Raw genomic sequence first — 19,734 nt, forward strand, 5'->3', positions numbered from 1 at the left:
AAATTGTAAAAGATCTCCCATATCATCGTAACTCTCTCAAATCTTTTTGATGTCGTTCCTCTGAAATTGGACGGGAATTATAATAGATTTTTCTTGCTTTGTCAAGGGTTTTTTCTTAACTAGAGCTTAAATTTTGAAAATCGTGGTAGTTTACAATAAATATAATCATAAGAGATTATATTTATTGTCTTTAATAATTTTTATATTATTTTTTTAGTTTATCTACTATTTTTACTAAGTAATCTGCTGAATTTTTTGCAGAAGATTTTAAGAACTCATCAAAGTCAATGTCAGCACCACCATCAGCAGTATCAGAAATTGCTCTTAATATAAAAAAAGGGACATTTAAAGAATCACATACTACTGCAACACTTGCACCTTCCATTTCTAATGCATCTGCATTAAATGTTTTTTGAATGAACTCTTTTCTTTCTGGAGAATGAACAAATTGATCACCAGTTGCAATAGTTCCTTCAATAACTTTAATATTGTTTTCACTTGCTACTTCAATTGCAACATCTCTTAAGTTTTTAGTTGTATCAACTAATACACTACCACCAGGAACATAGCCATGAGGATGACCAAAAGCCGTGATATCTAAATCATGTTGACATAGTTTATTAGCAATAATTAAATCTCCAATTTTAAGTTCAGGGTTAATTCCACCTGCAACTCCAGAGAATAATAATGTATCACATCCAAATTTTTGAATCATTGTACTTGCTGTTAATGAAGCAAATACTTTTCCAATCTTTGAGTATGCAATAACAATATCTAATCCATTATGTGATACTTCATAATATTTATTATCTGCATATTCAGTAACTTTTGCTTCACCAAAATGAGCTAATAGAGGTTCAATCTCTTCCTCCATTGCTCCCATAATTGCTAACTTAGTCATTTAATTCACCTAATACTTTCTCTAATGATGCAAAATCACTTACATTTAATGTAGGAGTTTCTTTACAAATTTTTCTATTTAAACCTTTTAATACAATTCCATTTCCAAACTCAATAAAACAATCTACTTTATTAGCATTTGATGCAATTGATTGTTTATATTTTACAGGGCTTGTTAATTGAGAAGATAGTAATTCAACTGCTTCATCTTTAGTTGAGTAAGCTTCAGTAGTTACATTTGATATAACTGGTGAAAACTCATCTTTTAGATACTCTTCTAAATATGGTTTTAAATTCTCAACTGAACTTCTTAATAGTTCACAGTGAGAAGCAACTGACATATCTAATACAATAGCTCTTTTTGCTCCAGCTTCTTTAAATGTATCAACTAAGCTTTCTAAGTCAGCTTTAATTCCTGCTAAAACTAATTGACCATCCATATTATAATTTGCTGGCCAAACTTTTTTTCCTGCTTCTTGTTGTTCTTTACAAATATTTTCAACAACTGAATCATCTAATCCTACTAATGCCATCATTCCTGCATCTTGTCCACTACAAGCTTCTGTCATAAATAAACCTCTTCTATGAACAAGTTCAACTGCATCTAAATAATCAATTGCACCTGCACTTACTAAGGCAGAAAACTCACCTAATGAGTGACCTAATACAAACTCTGGCTGAATATCACATTTTTCTTTAAATATTGCATTAGCAATTGAACTAACAAGTAAAATTGCTGGTTGAGTATATTCAGTTTGTCCAATTTTATCATTTTCTTCAAAAAGTAATTTTTCAAAATCAATATTTAATCTTTGACTAGCTTTTGAGATCATCTCTTTTGCTAATTCACTATTTTCAAAAAAATCTTTCCCCATACCAATAGATTGACTTCCTTGACCTGGAAAAATGAAAGCTACTTTTTTCATTGTAAACCTTTTAAATTAATTTAGTTGTTATTATACTTAAGTTTTTTAGTTAGTAAAATAAAAAGGCTCAGAAGAAACTCCTGAGCCTTTTAAATTTTTTATATTGAGTAAATTAGTGGCTACAACCACAACCACCATGAGATTGTTCTTTAGGTTCAGAACTACAACAACCACCTTCAGAACCATGGTCATGGCTTCCACCACCACAACAACCACCGCCCATAGCAGCCATTCCACCAACAACACCTGTTTGGATTTCTTCTTCAGTTGCATCTCTTAAAGATAATACTGTAACTGAGAACATTAATGTTTTACCAGCTAATGGGTGATTATAATCAATAGTTACATCAGTATCAGTAAAAGATTTAACTGTTACTTGTACAGTTTCACCTTGCTCACCTGTACCATATAAAGACATACCTTCAGTTAGTTCAATACCTGCAAATTGCTCTTTTGGTAAAGTTTGTACAGCTTCTTCATTAAACTCACCATATGCTTCTTTTGGCTCAACCATAACATCAGCTTGCTCTGCTTCTGACATTTCTACAAGTTTAGTTTCTAAACCTGGAATAATTTGACCTTTTCCTGAAACGAACTCTAATGGTGCTCCACCAACATTTGAATCAATTTGCTCACCTGAGTTAGCATCTTTTAAAGTATATTCAATTCCAATTACTTTTGACATTTTTTCTCCTAAATTATTAATTATTTTATACTTGATAAATTTTTTGTGGCAATTTTAGCTTCTTTTGAATCGGGATAAATCTCAATTAAAGAGTTATAAAAATTTGCCGCATTACTATAATCTTTTATTTTTTCAAAAGAAATAGCACTATGTAATAAAAGCTTTGGCATATAGTCTGCTTTGTCATATAACATTGCAGATGTTTTAAAATATGAAATTGCATCTTCATATTTTTTTCTATAATACCACATCTCACCTAAATAAAAATTACCTTCTGCAGGTTTAAAGTTTAACTCTACTAACTCTTCAAACATTGGAATAGCTTTTGTAAAATAATCTTTTTTAAATAGCTCTTTTGCTTCTTCTAACATAGCATCTTTTTCTTTGTATGATAATACCTTGTTAGACTTTTTTTTAGTTGTAGTTTTATTACTAGTTTTTACGCCTAAAGATTTTTTTAAGGCTTCAAACTCTTCTCTAGTAACAAACTGATTCATATTAGACTTAAGTTCTTTTTCTGAAACATAAGTTTTGTTTAGTTTATTTACTGAATCTGTTAATTTAGAAATTGCTGTTTTTAAATTGTTAATATTCTTTTTATTTTGAGAAGAAATTTCTTCTTGCATTGTTAAAATTTGAGTTGATACTGTCTTTAAACCTTGAATATCTGAAGTGTTCTTTTCAGATATACTTGAATTTTCTTCAAGTTTTTTTATAACTTCATTTAATTTAATTACTGTTTTATTAAGTTTTTGAGAATCACCTTCGTAAATTGATTCTAAACCATCAATTCTCTCACTCAATGATCCAACTGTATATTTAACATCTTTTACTTTTGAATCAATGCTACCTAAAGTTTTTTTATTTTTTAAGATATTTTTTTCTGCAGAATTTAATCCATATGGATTTTTAGAGTCTAAATTTCCAGCACCAAAAACTGAAACTTCATCAGCTGTTACAGTTAAGGTACTAGAAATAAAAATACTAGTTAATAGTAGTTTTTTGATCATTTAATTATTTTACTAATTTATGCTCTGATCTTCTATTTTTTTGCCAACAAGTAGAGTTTTTGTCAGTACAAACAGGATTACTTTCACCAAAACTTACAACTTTAATTGTATCTTCAGCGATACCATCCATAACTAATGTATCTTTTACAATTTTAGCTCTTTTTAAACCTAATGCATAGTTATACTCATCAGTTCCCCACTCATCACAGTTACCTTCTACTTTAATAGTAGTTCCTGCTTGAAGACCAGATAGTTTTGATGCATTCTCTTTTGCAACACTTTTCATTTCTGCAGTTAAGTTATACTTATCAAAACCAAAATAGATATTTTGAATAAGTTCTTTTTTACCATTAATCATATAATAGTAACCATTTTCTGAACTCTCAACTAAAGAGTCATTTACAACTTCACTTTGAATATTTGAATTGTCAATGTTATTTAATGCAGATTCAGAGTTATCTGCACCTGAAACCTCAACTTCTTTTTGACTACATCCAGTAAATAATACTGCTGCAATTAGAAAAGTATAGATGCTTAATTTTTTCATAACCAGTTCCCTTTTAGAAAATTTCATTTGATTTTACTAAATCTAAACTTAATGGTACATTACTTAGTTTGTGTTATTTCTTATCAAGAAATTCATTTACTTTGTTTATCTTGATATTATTTTTCTAGGAGTTTCTTTGTCATATTGTGTCTAAAAGTAAACATTGAATCTAACTCTTTTTTAATAAAAAAGTCAAATAACTCCCCTATTTTACCAAATGGTAGTTCATACTCTACAATATCTTTTAACTCACACATATTCCCTCTTTTGGTAAAGATATGGTAATGTTTCCAATACTTAAAAGGGGATTTTATTGCTAAATCAACTAATACTTCTGGTCTTTTAAGCTTTTCAATTTTAACTTCCCATTTTATAGGTATAAAATTCTTAACTGTTTTTATTTTCAATATAGCATTTTCTTTAGGAATAAAATTTTCTTCTAAAAAAATTATTTGTATATTATCAGGAGTAATTGCTTTTAAATTATCTACATCCAAATGAAAATCAAATAACTCTTCTAGTTCACAGTTAAGTAGTGAAATTTTTTCAAATTTTTTCATTTATTATTCACAATACTATTAATTGTTTCATCTATTGTAGTATGTTTAAAACTAAAACCACTATCTAATAATCTTTTAGGTTCAACACACTGACCATCTGTTAATACTTTTGCTCCTTCACTAAATACTAAATTTAGTACAAACTCTGGAACTGGGAAAAATGTTGGTCTATTTAGTGCAGTTCCTAAAGCTTTTGTTAGTCCCTTATTTGTTGTTGGCATAGGAGAAGTTAAATTAAATACTCCATTTAAATCTATATTTTCAATTAAAAACTTATATGCATTTAATAAATCATCTATATGTATAAAAGAGAAGTGCTGGTTTCCATCACCTATTGTTCCACCTACTCCCATTTTAAAGGGAAGTAACATTTTTTCTAAAGCTCCACCATTTCCTAAAATTATTCCAAATCTAAAGATTGCAGTTCTAATATCTAACTCTTTTGCTTTTAATGCTTCTTTCTCCCACTCTTTGCATATATAAGCTAAAAAATCATCTGAATACTCATAGTGTTCTTCATCATAGCAATCTTTATTACTGTATATTCCTACTGCTGATGTTGAAATTAATAACTCAGGTTTATTTTGAGCTTTACTCATTGCATTTACTATAGCTTTAGTTGTATCTATTCTACTACTATAAAGAAGCTTTTTATAAGACTCTGTCCATCTATTTATTATGTTAGCTCCCGCTAAATTAATAACAACATCAGCTTTTTCCATTATTGAAATCAAAGCATCTTCATTTGATAAGTTTTCTCTTTTTATAAATATAACTTCAAAATTCTCTTTAGAAAAAAACTTTTTAATGTTTGTTCCTACAAATCCACTTGCCCCACTTACTGCTATTGTTTTCATTTAAAATCCTTTTTTCTAAATTGTTTTATTATCTAAATATTCTCTGAATTCTTTTGCTCCATCTTTTGATGATGTAACTAAATCATCTATATCAATAAATGATATTTCAAGCTTTGATTGTTCTATACTTTGCATTGATTTTATTTTATCAACATTAACTATATAAGACCTATGTATTCTAAAAAAATTTCTACCTAAAAGAATCTTTTCCATATCCCCAATTTTTTTTCTAACATAGGCATCTGTCTCTTTTATTTTTATGATAACTTCATCAAGATCTGCTTTTATGTAATATATATCATCTAAAGAAATTAAATATATTTTATTTCCTCTTTTTGCAACTATCTTTTTTGTTTCATCTACTTTTGTATCTACATATTTACCTATCTTTTCTAAACACTTTTTAACTGTGTCATTAGAGATAGGTTTTAGTAAGTAATCAATTCCTCCACTTTTAAAAGCATCTAAAGCATACTCTTCATGGGCTGTTTGAAAAATAATAAATATATTAGGATTCATTTCTAAAAGAGTATTAGCTAAATCAAGACCACTCATTGTAGGCATTGAGATATCTAAAAAGGCAAGATCAAATTTTGTTTTTGTTGCTTCTTTTATTGCATCAAGAGGTGTTGATACTTCTGTAATATCACTAATGCCCTCTTCTTTTAAAATTCTTTTTAATCTACTAAGAGCTAATTTCTCATCATCTACAATAAGTGTTTTCAAAACTTTACCTTTTAATTTTTATTATAAAACTCATTTTTTCTTTTTCTATTTTATATTCTAACTTTCCTATGTTTAATAATTGTAATCTTTTTTGTAAATTATTAAGACCTGTACCAAATTTAACTTCTTTGGGAAGAACTCCATCATTTGAAACTTTAATATGATTTTTGTCTGCTTTTATGTCAATATTTAAAGTTTCAGATATATACCCATGTTTAATTGCATTTTCTACTAATAACTGTATAGAAAACTTTGGTACTTGAATATAACCTGATTCTTCATCAAAGGAACTTGTTAATCTTATATTATTATCAAATCTAATATTTTCTATATCCAAATATGTTTCAACCATTTTTATTTCTGTCTCTAAAGGAATAAGACTATCTTTTGTTATAGCATTTCTTAAAAAAGTTGAAATATCAAGTGTAGCTTTTTCTGCTTTTTTTTGATCTATATATATTAGTTCAGAAAGAGAGTTTAAAGCATTGAATAAAAAATGTGGATTTAATTCCCCTTCTAAAGCTTTAATCTTTGTTTCTAAAACTTCACTTGTGATTGACTCATTTCTATATTTCATTGAAATAAATTGATGAAGAATCATTCCAACTAAAAAAGTAAGAAAACCTATAGTAATACTAATATTAAACCAATAAGGCTTAATTAAATTTATAATATTGTAATCACTTAGTGAAAAAACATAATATGAAAATGAAAAACCTAAAAAACCCGCAAAAAAAGAAAAAATAAAACTAATTAAATACCAAAACTTTTCATTAACACGAGGTAAAATATAATCATTTGAAACTGTGATTAATATAAATGCAAAAAAAGAAATAGATACAGCACTTAAAATACTGAAAAAAATAGTTGAAAAATCTTGCAAATCCTCATTTATAAAATATATAAATAAAGATATTAAAAAGCCAAAACATGCTCCAATTAATATAATATATAACCAGTCAAGCATTGAGATTTTTAATCTTACACTATCCATTTAACTCTTCCTTCAAAACTTGTACACCTAAAGCGACTCCTGGCCAACCTTGACCTGCAAATATAGTATCGCCAACATTATATAAACCTTCAAAAGGTGTTTTACAACTTGGAATTTGAAATAAATTTTTTAAAGTTATTGCTTTTCCTCCACAATTGTCTCTATTTATAAATCGATTAAATGTTTTTGCAGTTCCACTAAAATAGACTTGAATATCCTCTTTACTTATATTATCAAAGTTTTCTAAAAAACTATTTATTATAAAGTTTTCTGTTATAAATTTTTGTCTTTTATATTCATCTTTATTTAAATTACTCCAAAATTTTGCTTTTGTATGAGTTGAAATAGTTATACTTATTCCATTTTTAGACATTTTTTCATCATCAATTGAACTAAGAGATACAAAAAAAGAGTTAGAAATAGAGTTTGGTATTTGCTTATCTAAAATTATTTGATAATGATGTAATAAATCTTCTTTTTTATTTATGGTCATATGTATAACAAAAGCACTTTGATCATTATATGAAAATTTTTCATAATATGATTTTATATCTTCATCTACAAATAGTTTAGCACTATCATAAACTGTTGAGTTTAAAACTACATTTTTTGCTTTATATTCACCTTTTCTTGTTTTTAAAATATAGATATCATTCTCTTTTATGATTGATTTTACTTCCTCTTTTTTATGCGTTTCTATTTCTTTAAGCAACTCATCAAAAATTGAACCCATACCTTTATTTACATAAAACACATCATGGAAAGGATAAGCTAAACCTAAAGCAAGTGATAATAAAGATATATCCTTTGACGTAGTTTGTAAAGTTATAAGAAGTTGAGAATCAATAAAATCAAAATACTCTTTAGAAATATTCCCTAAAGTCTTTTTTATAAATCCTCTTGCAGTTTGAAATAAATCAAATTTAAAAGTAATAAAAATTTCATTTACAGATTTTATTGTTTTTAAATATGAAGAGAATGAATATTTTGAATAATGTACATTTTTTAAATTCCAAAACTTTTCATCCAATTCTTTTATTTTTTGCCAAAAAATTCTATTATTTTTATTTGGATAAGCTTTTTCTATTTGAGCTAAAAACTCTTCAAAATCTTTTACTCTATCTATAATGTTTCCATTTTGAAGAACTCTTATTGCAACATCACTTTTTTTCAAATCTAAATTTACATCAGCTTTATCAAAAATCGCTTTTAAAGGATGTTTTTTTTCATATCCAACTAAAGTTGTAGCACCCGTATTATAATAATTGCCAAATCGCTTAAAAGTGCTTGCACAACCACCAAGGTTTATATCTTTTTCAAAAACAATAACATCTTTTTCTTTATTTACTGAGGCAATCATACTGCCTCCCATTCCTGAGCCAATAATGGCTAAATCATAAGTTTTCATCTTTAGCCTTTTTAAAATTTTCTATTGCTCTTTTTCTTGATAATGATATATCAACCATTGCTTTAGGATAATTATAAAAAAGATTAGAAGAAAGAGCATTTTCTATATGAAAAAGTTTTGGATCTACATCTTTTAACTCTTTAATAACTGATTTTATAAATAAACCATCTTTATCAAACTTTGAAGATTGAGTATATGGATTAAATACTCTAAAATAAGGAGATGCATCAGCCCCTGTACTAGCTGCCCACTGCCATGAACCAATATTTGAACTAGCTTCATAATCTAAAAGTTTTAAAGCAAAATATTTCTCACCCTTTTTCCAATCTATAAAAAGATTTTTAGTTAAAAATGAAGCAACAATCATTCTTAATCTATTATGCATAAGACCTGTTCTATTTAAATGAATCATTGCAGCATCGATTATTGGAACCCCTGTTTTACCTTCACACCACTTTTTAAAATCTTCTTCGTTTTGATTCCAAGATATTTTTATGCCATTGAAGTTTTCCTCTTGAGAACTTGGAAAATGAAATAATATATAATTATAAAACTCTCTCCAGAAAATTTCTCTAATGAAAAATTCACTATTTTTTACTTTTGTTTTTTTAACAATATTAAATACTTCTTTAGGTGAAATAAGACCAAATCTTAAATGAACAGATAGTTTTGAAGTAGCATCTTTATAAAAAAAGTCTCTATCTTCTTGATAGCTATCAATTTTTGATAAAAAATCTTTCAATAACTCTCTTGCATTTTTATATAAAAAAGATGGCAAATCTTGTTTTTCAAAACCTAATTCTTCTAAAGATATGACTTTCCTATAATCAAAGTTTGCAAGTTTGAGCTTTTTATTTCGTTTATACTCTTCTATAGAAGAAGATTGAGTTATTAAGTTCAATGATTTATAAAAAGGAGTAAATACTTTGTAAGGAGTTTCATCTGCTTTAAGATGATCATTTGGATTTAAAATAAATGAATCATTAAATCTTTTTAAAGGAAGAAGCTTTTCAACTTCTATATCTCTTTTGATTGCATAAGCATCAAAGTCTATAGAGCATAGAACTTCATCAAAATCTTTTGATAAAGTTTTAAAAACATTTAATGGTTCATTATAAAATATTGCCAAATCTAAACCTAAAGATTGAAGTTCTCTCTTTAGGCTTAATACTGAATGATAAATAAAAGTTACTCTTTTATCATTTTTTGGTAAAGAACTCAAAATATTTTTATCAAAAATAAAAATAGGAAGAACTTCGTGTTCTGCATAGGCTAATAATGCTGAATCTGAAACTCTTAAATCTCTTCTAAACCAAAGTATTTGTTTCATTTATAAGCCTCAACTTTAGAACGAAGTGCTAATTCTTTTGGATATGGATTTATAAATACTTGAGTTTTAAGATACTCAATATCAAATTTGTTTGTATAAAGCTTTATTATTTTTATAACTGCAATTAAAGGTACTATTCCTTTTTTAAAGTCCTCAAGAGTCTCTAAAATATCATCCTTTTCCTCTTTTGATATGACTTTCTTGAAATACCCATAAATATGAAGAAGCACATTGTAAGTTTTAGAGATACTTCCTTTTTTTGAAATTGCTTCTAAAAAAGCAACTTTATATAAAGATAAGACCTCTTCTATATCTTTTTTTTCATGATTTGCAACAATATTTCCAAGCTCTTTATATGAACTTTGAGATTTTGAATATATTAGGTATTTATATGAAGTATGAAAATCAACTAAATCTTTGAAAGATGGCTTTGATTTTAAAAACTCAAAAAGATGTCTATATGCAAATATTTGCATTAAAAAGTTTTCTCTAAGCCATGGGTCACCTAGTCTTCCTTCTTCTTCAATTGGCAAATAAGGGAATCTTTCTTTTAGCTCTTTTGCAAAAACTCCAACGCCTACATTTTCGCTTTGACCATTTTTTTTGTCAGGATATATTTTAACTCTTTCCATACCACATGTTGGAGATTTAGATTTTAATATAAATCCACATAATTGATTATCTTCAATCTTTTTTACTAGCTCTTTAGATATTTCAGTAATAGTATTTGTTACATCTTCATCATCATTTGATGTTCGTACAGTTACTTCACCATTACTTCTAACTAACCTTATTGCAGGTCTTGGAGTTGGGAAAACTAATCTTTCAGGACAAAAAGCCTCAAAATCAAAGTAGTTTGATAGTTCATTAACAATAAATTTGTCTCTTGAATGACCACCATCGTATCGGCAGGTAGTACCAAGTAAGCAAGATGATATTCCTAGTTTCATTTTAAACTCCTTTTAGGAAATTATAATGAAACTAGTATATCTTTGTATATATAAAATGTTAGTTTATAAAGTTACCAATCTATAGATTGGATTTTTCCATTTTTTAATGGGAATGTAAATGCTTTAGAATAATTAAGTCTTATAATACCTATTGAACTTTTATTGTTTATAGTTTTTAAGAATATAACTGATTCCCCATCTTTTGAAAATTTAGGGAATTGATTACTTCCATTTGAAGTAAGTCTCTTAAGGAAATCACTTTTTGTTGACATTAAATAAAGATTAAATGTAAAGTGACCAAATTCACTATTTCTATCTCTACTTGTATAAACTACATAATCTTTATATGTAGTTGCAGAAGAGTTATTATTTCCATGATAAACTAATCTTTCAACACCTCTACCACCAATATCTTTTGCAAAAATATTTGGATATTTTAATCTATCTGATACAAATACAATTCTTTTTTCATTATCTACAAAGTGTGCCCCTACATCAATACCTTTATAAGTTGTTAACCTTTTTTTTGTTCTATTAACTGCATTATATAAATAAATATCTGGTTGATTATTAGGTGCAGCAGTAATTAAAAGTTTTTTTTCATCTTCACTTACATCAGATGCAACAATCATCCCTTCACTTTTCATAATAACTTCTCTTTGTCTAGTATAAATATTAGTTTTAATTAAAGTAGGAAGTCCATTATCATATGTTGTATAATAAAAAGAGTCTTGTTTTTTATTTGCCCATTTAGGGAAAATATTTAGCCCACCTTTTATAACTGGCATTTGGAAAGTAAGAGTATAATCAGCAATTATAATATCTGCCTTTTTAGCACTTTTATATTGAGAAAAAATAACAAACTTATCCATCCAATCAATTGGTGGGGCATTTAAATGTTTATTTATTCTTATTGCAATTCTATGTGCTAAAAATGGGTATCTATCCTCTTTTGAAGTAGAAAAAGTTCTATTAAACACCATCTTTTTAGCATTAATATCATACATTTTAATCATCACTGAATAGCCACCAAAACTACTTACATTTGAACTTACATTTACAAATAGGTCTGTTCCTTTATTTGATAAAACTAGCATATCAGGATTTGAGTTATAATCAACAACTTGTGAAGATTTTATAACATCAAAATGTCCACTTACTAATAAATCTTTCTCAATCATTTTAGCTACTTTTTGAGTAAGTGGCATATTCATTGCACTTGGTGCAACTGAAACTTCAATTTTAGGAATTGATCCTGATTTTTTAACAATATCTAACTCTGCATCAGCTGCAAAAACAAATGTTGTAATTAGAAATAAAACTGATAATATTTTTTTCATATTAACCTTCCGATTTAAAGTTTATAATAATATCAACTTTACTGTTAATATTATGTGTAGGAAAAGTTTCCCTTGTTTGAGAATCTAAAAACTCTTTTAATGATTCATCAAATCGCACATCATTTGAATACTTTATAATTCTGTAATCAAAATCTCCACTATTTGTAATCATTACAAGAACTTTTACAATAAGTCCATCTTCTAATAACTTAGGATTCCATCTTTCCCATAAAATCTGTTTTATTTTTGAGAAGTACTCATGTTCTTCTCCCTTACTTGCTGAATTAACAACAGGTCTATTTGTAGTTGTTTTTACATCATTTAAAAGTTTTGAAACTTTTAGATTATCTGTACTTTTTTCTTTTTGAAACTTTGATCTAAATCTACTAGGATCAATAGATGCTTTTTGGGTAGTTGTCTCTTTTTCTACTACATTTTTAGACTTAGTTTTAACATTAGCAAATAGTGATTTAAAATCTGCTTTTTCTTTATTAGAACGAGATGTAGATTTTTTAACTATCTTCTCTTCTTTTGTATTACTTTTTTTTGCAACTCTTTTTTCAGTTGATTTTGTTGAAATAAGTTCTAGCTCTAAAACAGTAGTTTTAGTATTAATATCAAATTTTTTAGGTTTTGGAGCATTTATATAGAATAAAAATAATAATCCAACAATAATATAGATTGAAACAGATATTACACCTGATAGATAAAAGTAGTTTTTATCTTGCATAATTATCCATCTGTTATAAGTGATACTTTAGTAAAACCAGCTTCTTTTACTGCTTTAAGAATATAAATAACATCATCATACATCAATGTTTTCTCTGCACGAATATGTATTGGTGTTTTTCTATCTTTATTTTGAGCAAATAAAACAAAATTATCTGCAAAAGTATCAAATTCAAAACTTTTTTTATTAATTTTAATTTCTTTATCTTTTGTTAGAAGTATATCAATTTTTTTTACTGCTTGTATTTGTTGAGATTTACTTCCTTTTGGAAGATTTATAGGTTCTTCAAACTCAACTACTGGTGCAGTAACCATTAAGATTGCAAGAAGCACTAGCATTATATCTACTAAAGGTGTAATGTTTAAATCAGGTTTTTGGTTATAATCAAACATGATTAACCTTTAGCAATTAATATTTTAGCTTGTGCCTTAATATATGTATTTAATTCATAAACTTTTCTTACTAAGATTTGATGAAAGGTATATGCAAAAATTGCTACAAAAATACCAGCTGCCGTTGCAACTAAAGCTTCAGAAATTGCAGGTGCAATTACAGAAAAACCTACTTTTGAATGACTTGAGAACTTTGCAAATGACTCAAGAATACCTACTACTGTTCCAAATAGCCCAATAAAAGGAGCAGTTGATGCAATAATTGACATCCATGATATTCCTACACTAGCATCTTTAATAATATTTATTTCACATGCATGAAGAATATCTTTATTTGTAACTCCATTTGCACATTTATTAAGTGCAGACATCGGACTTAAAGTTGAACTTCGTGATGTTAATGCTTCTAGTGATTTTTTTTCAGTAAGAATTGAAGATTTCAATGATAGAAATCTGTAGATGAATATCCAAAAAACGATAACCATATATAATGAAAGTGACCACAACACTAAAAGTGTTATGGCACTACCATTACTCAAATAATTTAAAGCTGAATCAATCATTATCTACTTTTTAAGCGAATGAGTTGATTTTAGCCTCAACTGCTGCTAATGATACGTTTGCATCTTTAACAGAGTTAACTAAATCTTTTGCAGCGTCAATATTTTTCGCAATTTCAGAGTCAGCACCTGAAGTAAGTGCTACAGCTCCGTCAACTAATACGTCAACAGAACTTTCACTTACTTTAACATGACCCCAGTTAATTGCTACTGCTTCAGTTGAATCTGCTTTTTCTATTATAATTACGCCAACAGTTAATGATGATACTAAAGAAGCATGTCCTGGTAAAACTCCGAACTCTCCCTCTTTACCCGGAAGAGTTACAGATTTTACTTCATCACTAAAGATCTGACCATTTGGTGCAACTATTGATAATTTTAGTGTATCCATAAGCATGCCTTATTTTTTATTTCATATCCTCAGCTTTTGCTAATACCTCGTCGATTCCACCAACCATATAGAATGCCATTTCTGGAATGTCGTCATATTTACCATCTAGGATACCTTTAAATCCAGCAATAGTATCTGATAATTCAACATACTTACCTGGAGATCCTGTAAATACTTCTGCAACGAAGAATGGTTGAGATAAGAATCTTTCGATTTTTCTTGCTCTAGCAACAACAAGTTTATCTTCTTCAGATAACTCATCCATACCAAGAATTGCAATGATATCTTGTAAATCTTTATATTTTTGTAATACAGATTGAACACCTCTTGCTACTGCATAGTGCTCTTCACCTAATACATCTGCAGATAAAATTCTAGAAGTTGAATCTAGTGGATCAACCGCTGGGTAGATACCTTTTTCTGCAATTTTTCTGTTAAGTACTGTAGTTGCATCTAAGTGAGCAAATACTGATGCTGGAGCAGGGTCAGTTAAGTCATCCGCAGGAACATATACAGCTTGAACAGAAGTAATAGAACCTTTTGCAGTTGAAGTAATTCTCTCTTGTAATGCACCCATTTCTCTAGCTAATGTTGGTTGGTAACCAACAGCTGAAGGAATTCTTCCTAATAATGCTGACATTTCAGAACCTGCTTGAGCAAATCTGAAGATATTATCAACGAACATTAATACATCAAGACCTTTTTCATCTCTGAAGTACTCAGCCATAGTAAGACCAGTTAAAGCAATTCTATTTCTCGCACCTGGAGGCTCACTCATTTGACCATAACATAATGCAACTTTGTCAAGTACGTTAGAGTCTTTCATTTCGTAGTAAAGGTCATTACCTTCTCTTGTTCTTTCACCAACACCTGCGAATACTGAGTAACCTGAGTGTTTAAATGCAACGTTATGGATAAGTTCCATAATAATAACTGTTTTACCAACACCAGCACCACCGAATAGTCCTACTTTACCACCTTTTGAGTATGGTGCAAGTAAGTCAACAACTTTGATACCTGTTTCAAACATTTCAGTCTTTGTAGACTGCTCTTCAAAAGTTGGAGCAGCTCTATGGATTGACCATCTTTCAGTATCTTCAGAAATTGCTTCACCTTCATCAACTGGATCACCAATTACATTGAAAATTCTACCAAGAACAGCTTCACCAACTGGAACCTTAATTGGTCCACCAGTAGCAGTACATTCTTGACCTCTTTTTAAACCTTCTGTCATATCCATAGCAATAGTTCTAACTCTGCTATCACCAATGTGTGCAGCAACTTCTAGAACTAATCTGTCTTGATTAACGTCAGCTAATGTAACTTCAATAGCTTCGTTAATTTCTGGTAAATATCCGTCGAACTCTACGTCTACAACAGGACCCATTACCTGAATAATATTACCTTTCATACGGGCAGCTCCTTTAAATTATTTTAATGATTCAACACCACTGATAATCTCTATCAGCTCTGTTGTAATTGCAGCTTGTCTAGCTTTATTATATTCAACTGTTAACGAGTTAACTCTATCTTTAGCATTATTAGTTGCAGCTTCCATAGCTTGCATTCTTGCAGAATGTTCTGCTGCTAAAGAGTCGATTAAAGAATAGTACATATTGAAATCAATATATTTATTCGTTAATTCTTCTAACACTTCTTCATCATCATCTGGTTCAATTTCTAGCATAGATGTTTCATTTTCTGTAGTTTCAACATCGTCTAGGCTAATTGGAAGTAGTTCTCTTACTCTAATTTCTTGAGTAAGCATATTTAAAAATCCATTGTAAACTAAAATTACTTTATCAGTTTCACCTTTTTGGAAATCTTCTACTACATCTTTAATAAAATCTGCAGCTCTATCATAATCTGGTGCAGAAGATAAATCTGTTACCTTCTGAGATAATTCAATACCTTGGAAAGAGAAGAAATCAACTCCCTTTCTTCCAGCAGCTCTATATCTTACATTTACACCTTTTGATTTATAATCAGCGGCTAATGCATTAACTTTCTTAATCGTTGCCATGTTAAAACCACCACAAAGACCTTTGTCAGCAGTTACAAAAACAATATCAACTGTTTTTGGGTTCTCGTTAGGGATAAACGCTTTATTGTGATTACCACCATCTTGAACTTTGCTAACTCTGTTTGCGATCTCAGAAAGAACTTCATTAATCTTCTTAGCATAACTTCTAGATTGCTCAGACAGTTGTCTTGTTCTAGTAAGTTTTGCAGAAGATACAAGCTTCATAGCTTTTGTAGTCTTCTGAGTGTTTTTAACACTTCCAATTTTTAATTTAATTTCTTTTAAGTTAGCCATAGACTAATCCTTATTTAGCATTAAAAACAGTTTTAAACTCTTCTAATGCAGCTTTTAATGCTGACTCAGTCTCATCATCTAATTTTTTCTTAGATTTAATATCATCTAAAATATTTGCATATTTTTGTTCAATGAATGAGTGTAACTCTTCTTCGTATTTAACTACATCAGATACAGCAACATCATTTAAGTAACCTTTTGTACCAGCATAGATAATAACGATTTGTTTTTCAATAACTAATGGTTTATTAACACCTTGTTTAAGTACTTCAACCATTCTTTGACCAAGCTCAAGCTCTCTTCTTGTAGACTCATCAAGATCTGATGCGAATTGTGCGAATGCTTCTAGCTCTCTATATTGTGCAAGAGATAATTTTAGTGTACCAGCAACTTGTTTAGTAGCTTTAATTTGTGCAGCTCCACCAACTCTTGATACTGATAAACCAACGTTAATAGCAGGTCTAATACCAGAGTTAAACAAGTTAGTTTCTAAGAAGATTTGACCATCTGTAATAGAAATAACGTTTGTTGGAATATATGCAGCAACGTCACCTGCTTGCGTCTCAATAATTGGTAATGCAGTCATAGACCCAGCACCATTTTCATCAGACATTTTTGCAGCTCTTTCTAATAATCTTGAGTGTAGATAGAATACATCCCCTGGGAACGCCTCTCTACCTGGAGGTCTTCTTAATAATAAAGACATCTCTCTATATGCAACTGCGTGTTTTGATAAATCATCATAGATAATTAAAGCATGTTTACCATTATCTCTGAAGTACTCACCAATAGTAACACCTGTATATGGTGCTAAGAATTGAAGTGCTGAAGACTCAGAAGCACCTGCATTAACTACAACAGTATAATCCATTGCTCCACCCTCTTCTAAAGTTCTAACAACAGAAGCAACAGAAGATGATTTTTGACCAATTGCAACATAAATACAAATTACATCTTCACCTTTTTGGTTAAGAATTGTATCAATTGCAACAGTTGTTTTACCAGTTTGTCTATCACCAATAATAAGCTCTCTTTGCCCTCTTCCGATTGGAACTAGTGCATCAATTGCTTTAATACCAGTTTGTAATGGCTCATGAACAGATTTTCTAGCCATGATTCCAGGAGCTTTTTCCTCAACGAATCTTGACTCAGCTGCGTCAATAGTACCTTTACCATCAATTGGCTCACCAAGTGCATTAACAACTCTTCCAACCATACCTTCACCAACTGGTGTTTCTAATAATTTTCCAAGTCTCTTACAAGAAGAACCTTCTCTTAATCCTTCACCTGAACCAAGAACAACAACACCAACAGAAGCTTCTTCTAAGTTAGATGCTAATCCTCTTTCTCCATTTTCGAATTCAACAAGCTCCCCAGCCATTACATTTTTAAGACCATAAACTTGAGCAATACCATCTGCAAATGAGATGATTTTCCCAGTTTCGTTAACGTCTACATTTAATTCAAAGTTATCAATTCTTTCTTTAATGATAGAACTGATTTCATCTGCTTGAATTTTTGCACCCATTCAATATCTCCTTTATAAGTTCTAAACTGCTTTTAAAATATGTTCAATCATTTGTGACTTAAGTCTATCTTTTGAGAATGAAATCTCAACACCTAGACTATCAATATCAACTTTGATACCATCGTAATCACAAACATTTTGTGATAGTGATAATTGTACATTAAATTTTTCACTGAATTTTTTCTCAATAGTAGAGATATAATCAGATGATAATTCTTTATTACAATATACTATACCTGTGTATGAATTATTCATTTTTGCTACTTGTGATTCTAACTCACTTGTAATAGCAGGAATAATTTCAAGTCTTTTCTTTGTTCCTAATAATTTAACAAGATTAGTTAATTCAACACTTGCATTATCAACAAATGATAAAACTAAATTAATCTTATCTTCTGATTTTACTTCAGAAGAAGTAACAATAGAAATAAACTTTTCATCTTCATAAGCTGAAGAAATAGTTTTTAAATCATTATAAATAGCAGTTGCAGACTCTACATCTCTACCATCTAGTAATGCTTTTACATATCTTTTTGCTATTAAATCATTCATTATGCAACCTTCTTAAGTACGATGTTAGCTAACTCTTCTTGAGTTAATGAAACATTGTCAGAGCTTAATAACTCTTCTAAAACTTCAGAAACAATTTGTTTCTTAGCTTTTGACATTTCAATTTTAGCTTTTTCATCGAAACTTTTATCAAGATTTGCAATTTCTGCATCTACAGCTTCTGAAACTCTTTTCTTAACAGAATCTACATCAGCTTTTGCAGTTTCAACAATTTCATTTGCTAATCTTCTTGCTTCTTCTAACTTGTTAGCAGCATCTTCTACTTTATCTTGAGAAGCTTTTAAAGTATCTTGTACTTTATCAAGCTCTGCTTGAATAGAAGCAGTTCTACCAGCAAAAAAAGCTTTTAATCTATCTGCTAATAAGTACCATAAGATACCAGCAAAAATAATAAAGTTAACGGTTCTTTGTACAATATCGTAATTTGTTTCCGCACCTTCAGCTGAAGCTAATAACGCCATAGGAGTTAAAGCTAATCCAAGTAGTAATAATTTTTTCAACCCTAACCTCCTAATTAAATCGAGCTAATCTTAGCTTTTAAGCTCTCATTAAATTGAGGCATTGCAGCAACTAATGAATCTTTTAAAGCTTTTGTTTCATCTTCAAGTTCTTTAGCGAACTTAACTGACTTAGCTTCTAATTCCTCTTTAGCACTTGCAAGTTTAGCATCAGCTATTTCTTTAGCTTCATTGTATGCTTGGTCTCTAATAGCAGCTGCTTCTTTTTTAGCTTCGGCAATCACATGGCTTGCTTCTTCTAACATACCATCTACATCAGCAGAGTTTGATTGAGCATTTTCTAAATCTCTTTTAATAGATTTATCTCTATCATCCATATGCTTTAATAGGGGTACAAATAGACAACTGTTAAGTCTTGCAACAACAAAAAGAAAGATTATTGCTGTGCTAAGCAATAATACAGGACTTATGTCTAACATTCATTCCTCCATATTTTTTACAGTTTAGTTTGACTAAAACTGGTTATATTTTATCTAAACCAAGTATAAATTTATA

The 19,734-nt window shown here is 29.1% G+C and carries 23 protein-coding genes; all 23 read right to left on the reverse strand.

Annotated features, from left to right (window positions below):
* Positions 1-205 precede the first annotated feature (205 nt).
* The 23 genes from CRV01_RS07255 to CRV01_RS07365 all read right to left on the reverse strand — a co-directional run bounded on the left by CRV01_RS07255 (position 206) and on the right by CRV01_RS07365 (position 19,658).
* A complete protein-coding gene (locus CRV01_RS07255; protein ID WP_129007547.1) occupies positions 206-901 on the reverse strand; it encodes a 5'-methylthioadenosine/adenosylhomocysteine nucleosidase in 696 nt (231 codons plus the stop codon).
* Positions 894-1,826, reverse strand: a complete 933-nt coding sequence (gene fabD / locus CRV01_RS07260) for an ACP S-malonyltransferase (RefSeq protein ID WP_129007548.1) — start codon at positions 1,824-1,826, stop codon at positions 894-896. The genes CRV01_RS07255 and fabD overlap by 8 nt, the downstream gene beginning before the upstream one ends.
* 112 nt (positions 1,827-1,938) lie before the next feature.
* Positions 1,939-2,511: a peptidylprolyl isomerase gene (locus CRV01_RS07265; RefSeq protein WP_129007549.1), complete on the reverse strand. Its 573-nt coding sequence runs from the start codon at positions 2,509-2,511 to the stop codon at positions 1,939-1,941.
* Positions 2,512-2,531: 20 nt separating this feature from the next.
* Positions 2,532-3,521 carry a tol-pal system YbgF family protein gene (locus CRV01_RS07270; protein ID WP_129007550.1) on the reverse strand — a complete coding sequence of 330 codons (990 nt, stop codon included), beginning with the start codon at positions 3,519-3,521 and terminating at the stop codon, positions 2,532-2,534.
* A 4-nt stretch (positions 3,522-3,525) separates the two neighbouring features.
* Positions 3,526-4,068: an OmpA family protein gene (locus tag CRV01_RS07275; RefSeq protein WP_129007551.1), complete on the reverse strand. Its 543-nt coding sequence runs from the start codon at positions 4,066-4,068 to the stop codon at positions 3,526-3,528.
* Between the two features lie 116 nt (positions 4,069-4,184).
* A complete protein-coding gene (locus CRV01_RS07280; RefSeq protein ID WP_129007552.1) occupies positions 4,185-4,628 on the reverse strand; it encodes an SRPBCC family protein in 444 nt (147 codons plus the stop codon).
* On the reverse strand, positions 4,625-5,485 hold the full coding sequence (locus CRV01_RS07285) for a TIGR01777 family oxidoreductase (RefSeq protein WP_129007553.1): 861 nt from the start codon (positions 5,483-5,485) through the stop codon (positions 4,625-4,627). Before CRV01_RS07285 ends, CRV01_RS07280 begins: the two co-directional genes overlap by 4 nt.
* A 15-nt stretch (positions 5,486-5,500) precedes the next feature.
* Entirely contained in the window at positions 5,501-6,211 is a 711-nt protein-coding gene (locus tag CRV01_RS07290) for a LytTR family DNA-binding domain-containing protein (RefSeq protein ID WP_129007554.1), read from the reverse strand.
* 4 nt (positions 6,212-6,215) lie between these two features.
* Positions 6,216-7,205, reverse strand: coding sequence for a sensor histidine kinase (locus CRV01_RS07295; RefSeq protein WP_129007555.1), 990 nt, complete (start codon positions 7,203-7,205; stop codon positions 6,216-6,218).
* Positions 7,198-8,613, reverse strand: a complete 1,416-nt coding sequence (locus tag CRV01_RS07300) for an NAD(P)/FAD-dependent oxidoreductase (RefSeq protein WP_129007556.1) — start codon at positions 8,611-8,613, stop codon at positions 7,198-7,200. The genes CRV01_RS07295 and CRV01_RS07300 overlap by 8 nt, the downstream gene beginning before the upstream one ends.
* Positions 8,600-9,943, reverse strand: a complete 1,344-nt coding sequence (locus CRV01_RS07305; protein ID WP_129007557.1) for a deoxyribodipyrimidine photo-lyase — start codon at positions 9,941-9,943, stop codon at positions 8,600-8,602. Before CRV01_RS07305 ends, CRV01_RS07300 begins: the two co-directional genes overlap by 14 nt.
* Positions 9,940-10,893 (reverse strand): DUF523 and DUF1722 domain-containing protein, encoded by a 954-nt coding sequence (locus CRV01_RS07310; RefSeq protein WP_129007558.1) that lies wholly within the window; start codon positions 10,891-10,893, stop codon positions 9,940-9,942. The genes CRV01_RS07305 and CRV01_RS07310 overlap by 4 nt, the downstream gene beginning before the upstream one ends.
* A gap of 71 nt (positions 10,894-10,964) precedes the next feature.
* A complete protein-coding gene (gene tolB, locus CRV01_RS07315; protein ID WP_129007559.1) occupies positions 10,965-12,233 on the reverse strand; it encodes a Tol-Pal system protein TolB in 1,269 nt (422 codons plus the stop codon).
* A 1-nt stretch (position 12,234) separates the two neighbouring features.
* Positions 12,235-12,963 carry a TonB C-terminal domain-containing protein gene (locus tag CRV01_RS07320; protein WP_129007560.1) on the reverse strand — a complete coding sequence of 243 codons (729 nt, stop codon included), beginning with the start codon at positions 12,961-12,963 and terminating at the stop codon, positions 12,235-12,237.
* A 2-nt stretch (positions 12,964-12,965) separates the two neighbouring features.
* Positions 12,966-13,355, reverse strand: coding sequence for a biopolymer transporter ExbD (locus tag CRV01_RS07325; RefSeq protein WP_129007561.1), 390 nt, complete (start codon positions 13,353-13,355; stop codon positions 12,966-12,968).
* Between the two features lie 2 nt (positions 13,356-13,357).
* Complete coding sequence (locus tag CRV01_RS07330) at positions 13,358-13,918, reverse strand: MotA/TolQ/ExbB proton channel family protein (protein ID WP_129007562.1); 561 nt, start codon at positions 13,916-13,918, stop codon at positions 13,358-13,360.
* 10 nt (positions 13,919-13,928) lie between these two features.
* Positions 13,929-14,306: an ATP synthase F1 subunit epsilon gene (gene atpC, locus CRV01_RS07335; protein WP_129007563.1), complete on the reverse strand. Its 378-nt coding sequence runs from the start codon at positions 14,304-14,306 to the stop codon at positions 13,929-13,931.
* 16 nt (positions 14,307-14,322) lie between these two features.
* On the reverse strand, positions 14,323-15,717 hold the full coding sequence (gene atpD, locus CRV01_RS07340; protein WP_129007564.1) for a F0F1 ATP synthase subunit beta: 1,395 nt from the start codon (positions 15,715-15,717) through the stop codon (positions 14,323-14,325).
* An 18-nt stretch (positions 15,718-15,735) separates the two neighbouring features.
* Entirely contained in the window at positions 15,736-16,623 is an 888-nt protein-coding gene (gene atpG, locus CRV01_RS07345) for an ATP synthase F1 subunit gamma (protein ID WP_129007565.1), read from the reverse strand.
* Positions 16,624-16,633: 10 nt separating this feature from the next.
* Positions 16,634-18,151, reverse strand: a complete 1,518-nt coding sequence (atpA, locus tag CRV01_RS07350; RefSeq protein ID WP_129007566.1) for a F0F1 ATP synthase subunit alpha — start codon at positions 18,149-18,151, stop codon at positions 16,634-16,636.
* 21 nt (positions 18,152-18,172) lie between these two features.
* Positions 18,173-18,703 (reverse strand): F0F1 ATP synthase subunit delta, encoded by a 531-nt coding sequence (locus CRV01_RS07355; protein WP_129007567.1) that lies wholly within the window; start codon positions 18,701-18,703, stop codon positions 18,173-18,175.
* Positions 18,703-19,221, reverse strand: coding sequence for a F0F1 ATP synthase subunit B (locus CRV01_RS07360; RefSeq protein WP_129007568.1), 519 nt, complete (start codon positions 19,219-19,221; stop codon positions 18,703-18,705). The genes CRV01_RS07355 and CRV01_RS07360 overlap by 1 nt, the downstream gene beginning before the upstream one ends.
* Positions 19,222-19,235: 14 nt before the next feature.
* Positions 19,236-19,658, reverse strand: a complete 423-nt coding sequence (locus CRV01_RS07365) for a F0F1 ATP synthase subunit B' (protein WP_129007569.1) — start codon at positions 19,656-19,658, stop codon at positions 19,236-19,238.
* Positions 19,659-19,734 lie beyond the last annotated feature (76 nt).

The organism is Arcobacter sp. CECT 8983, assembly GCF_004118855.1.
GTDB lineage: Bacteria > Campylobacterota > Campylobacteria > Campylobacterales > Arcobacteraceae > Halarcobacter.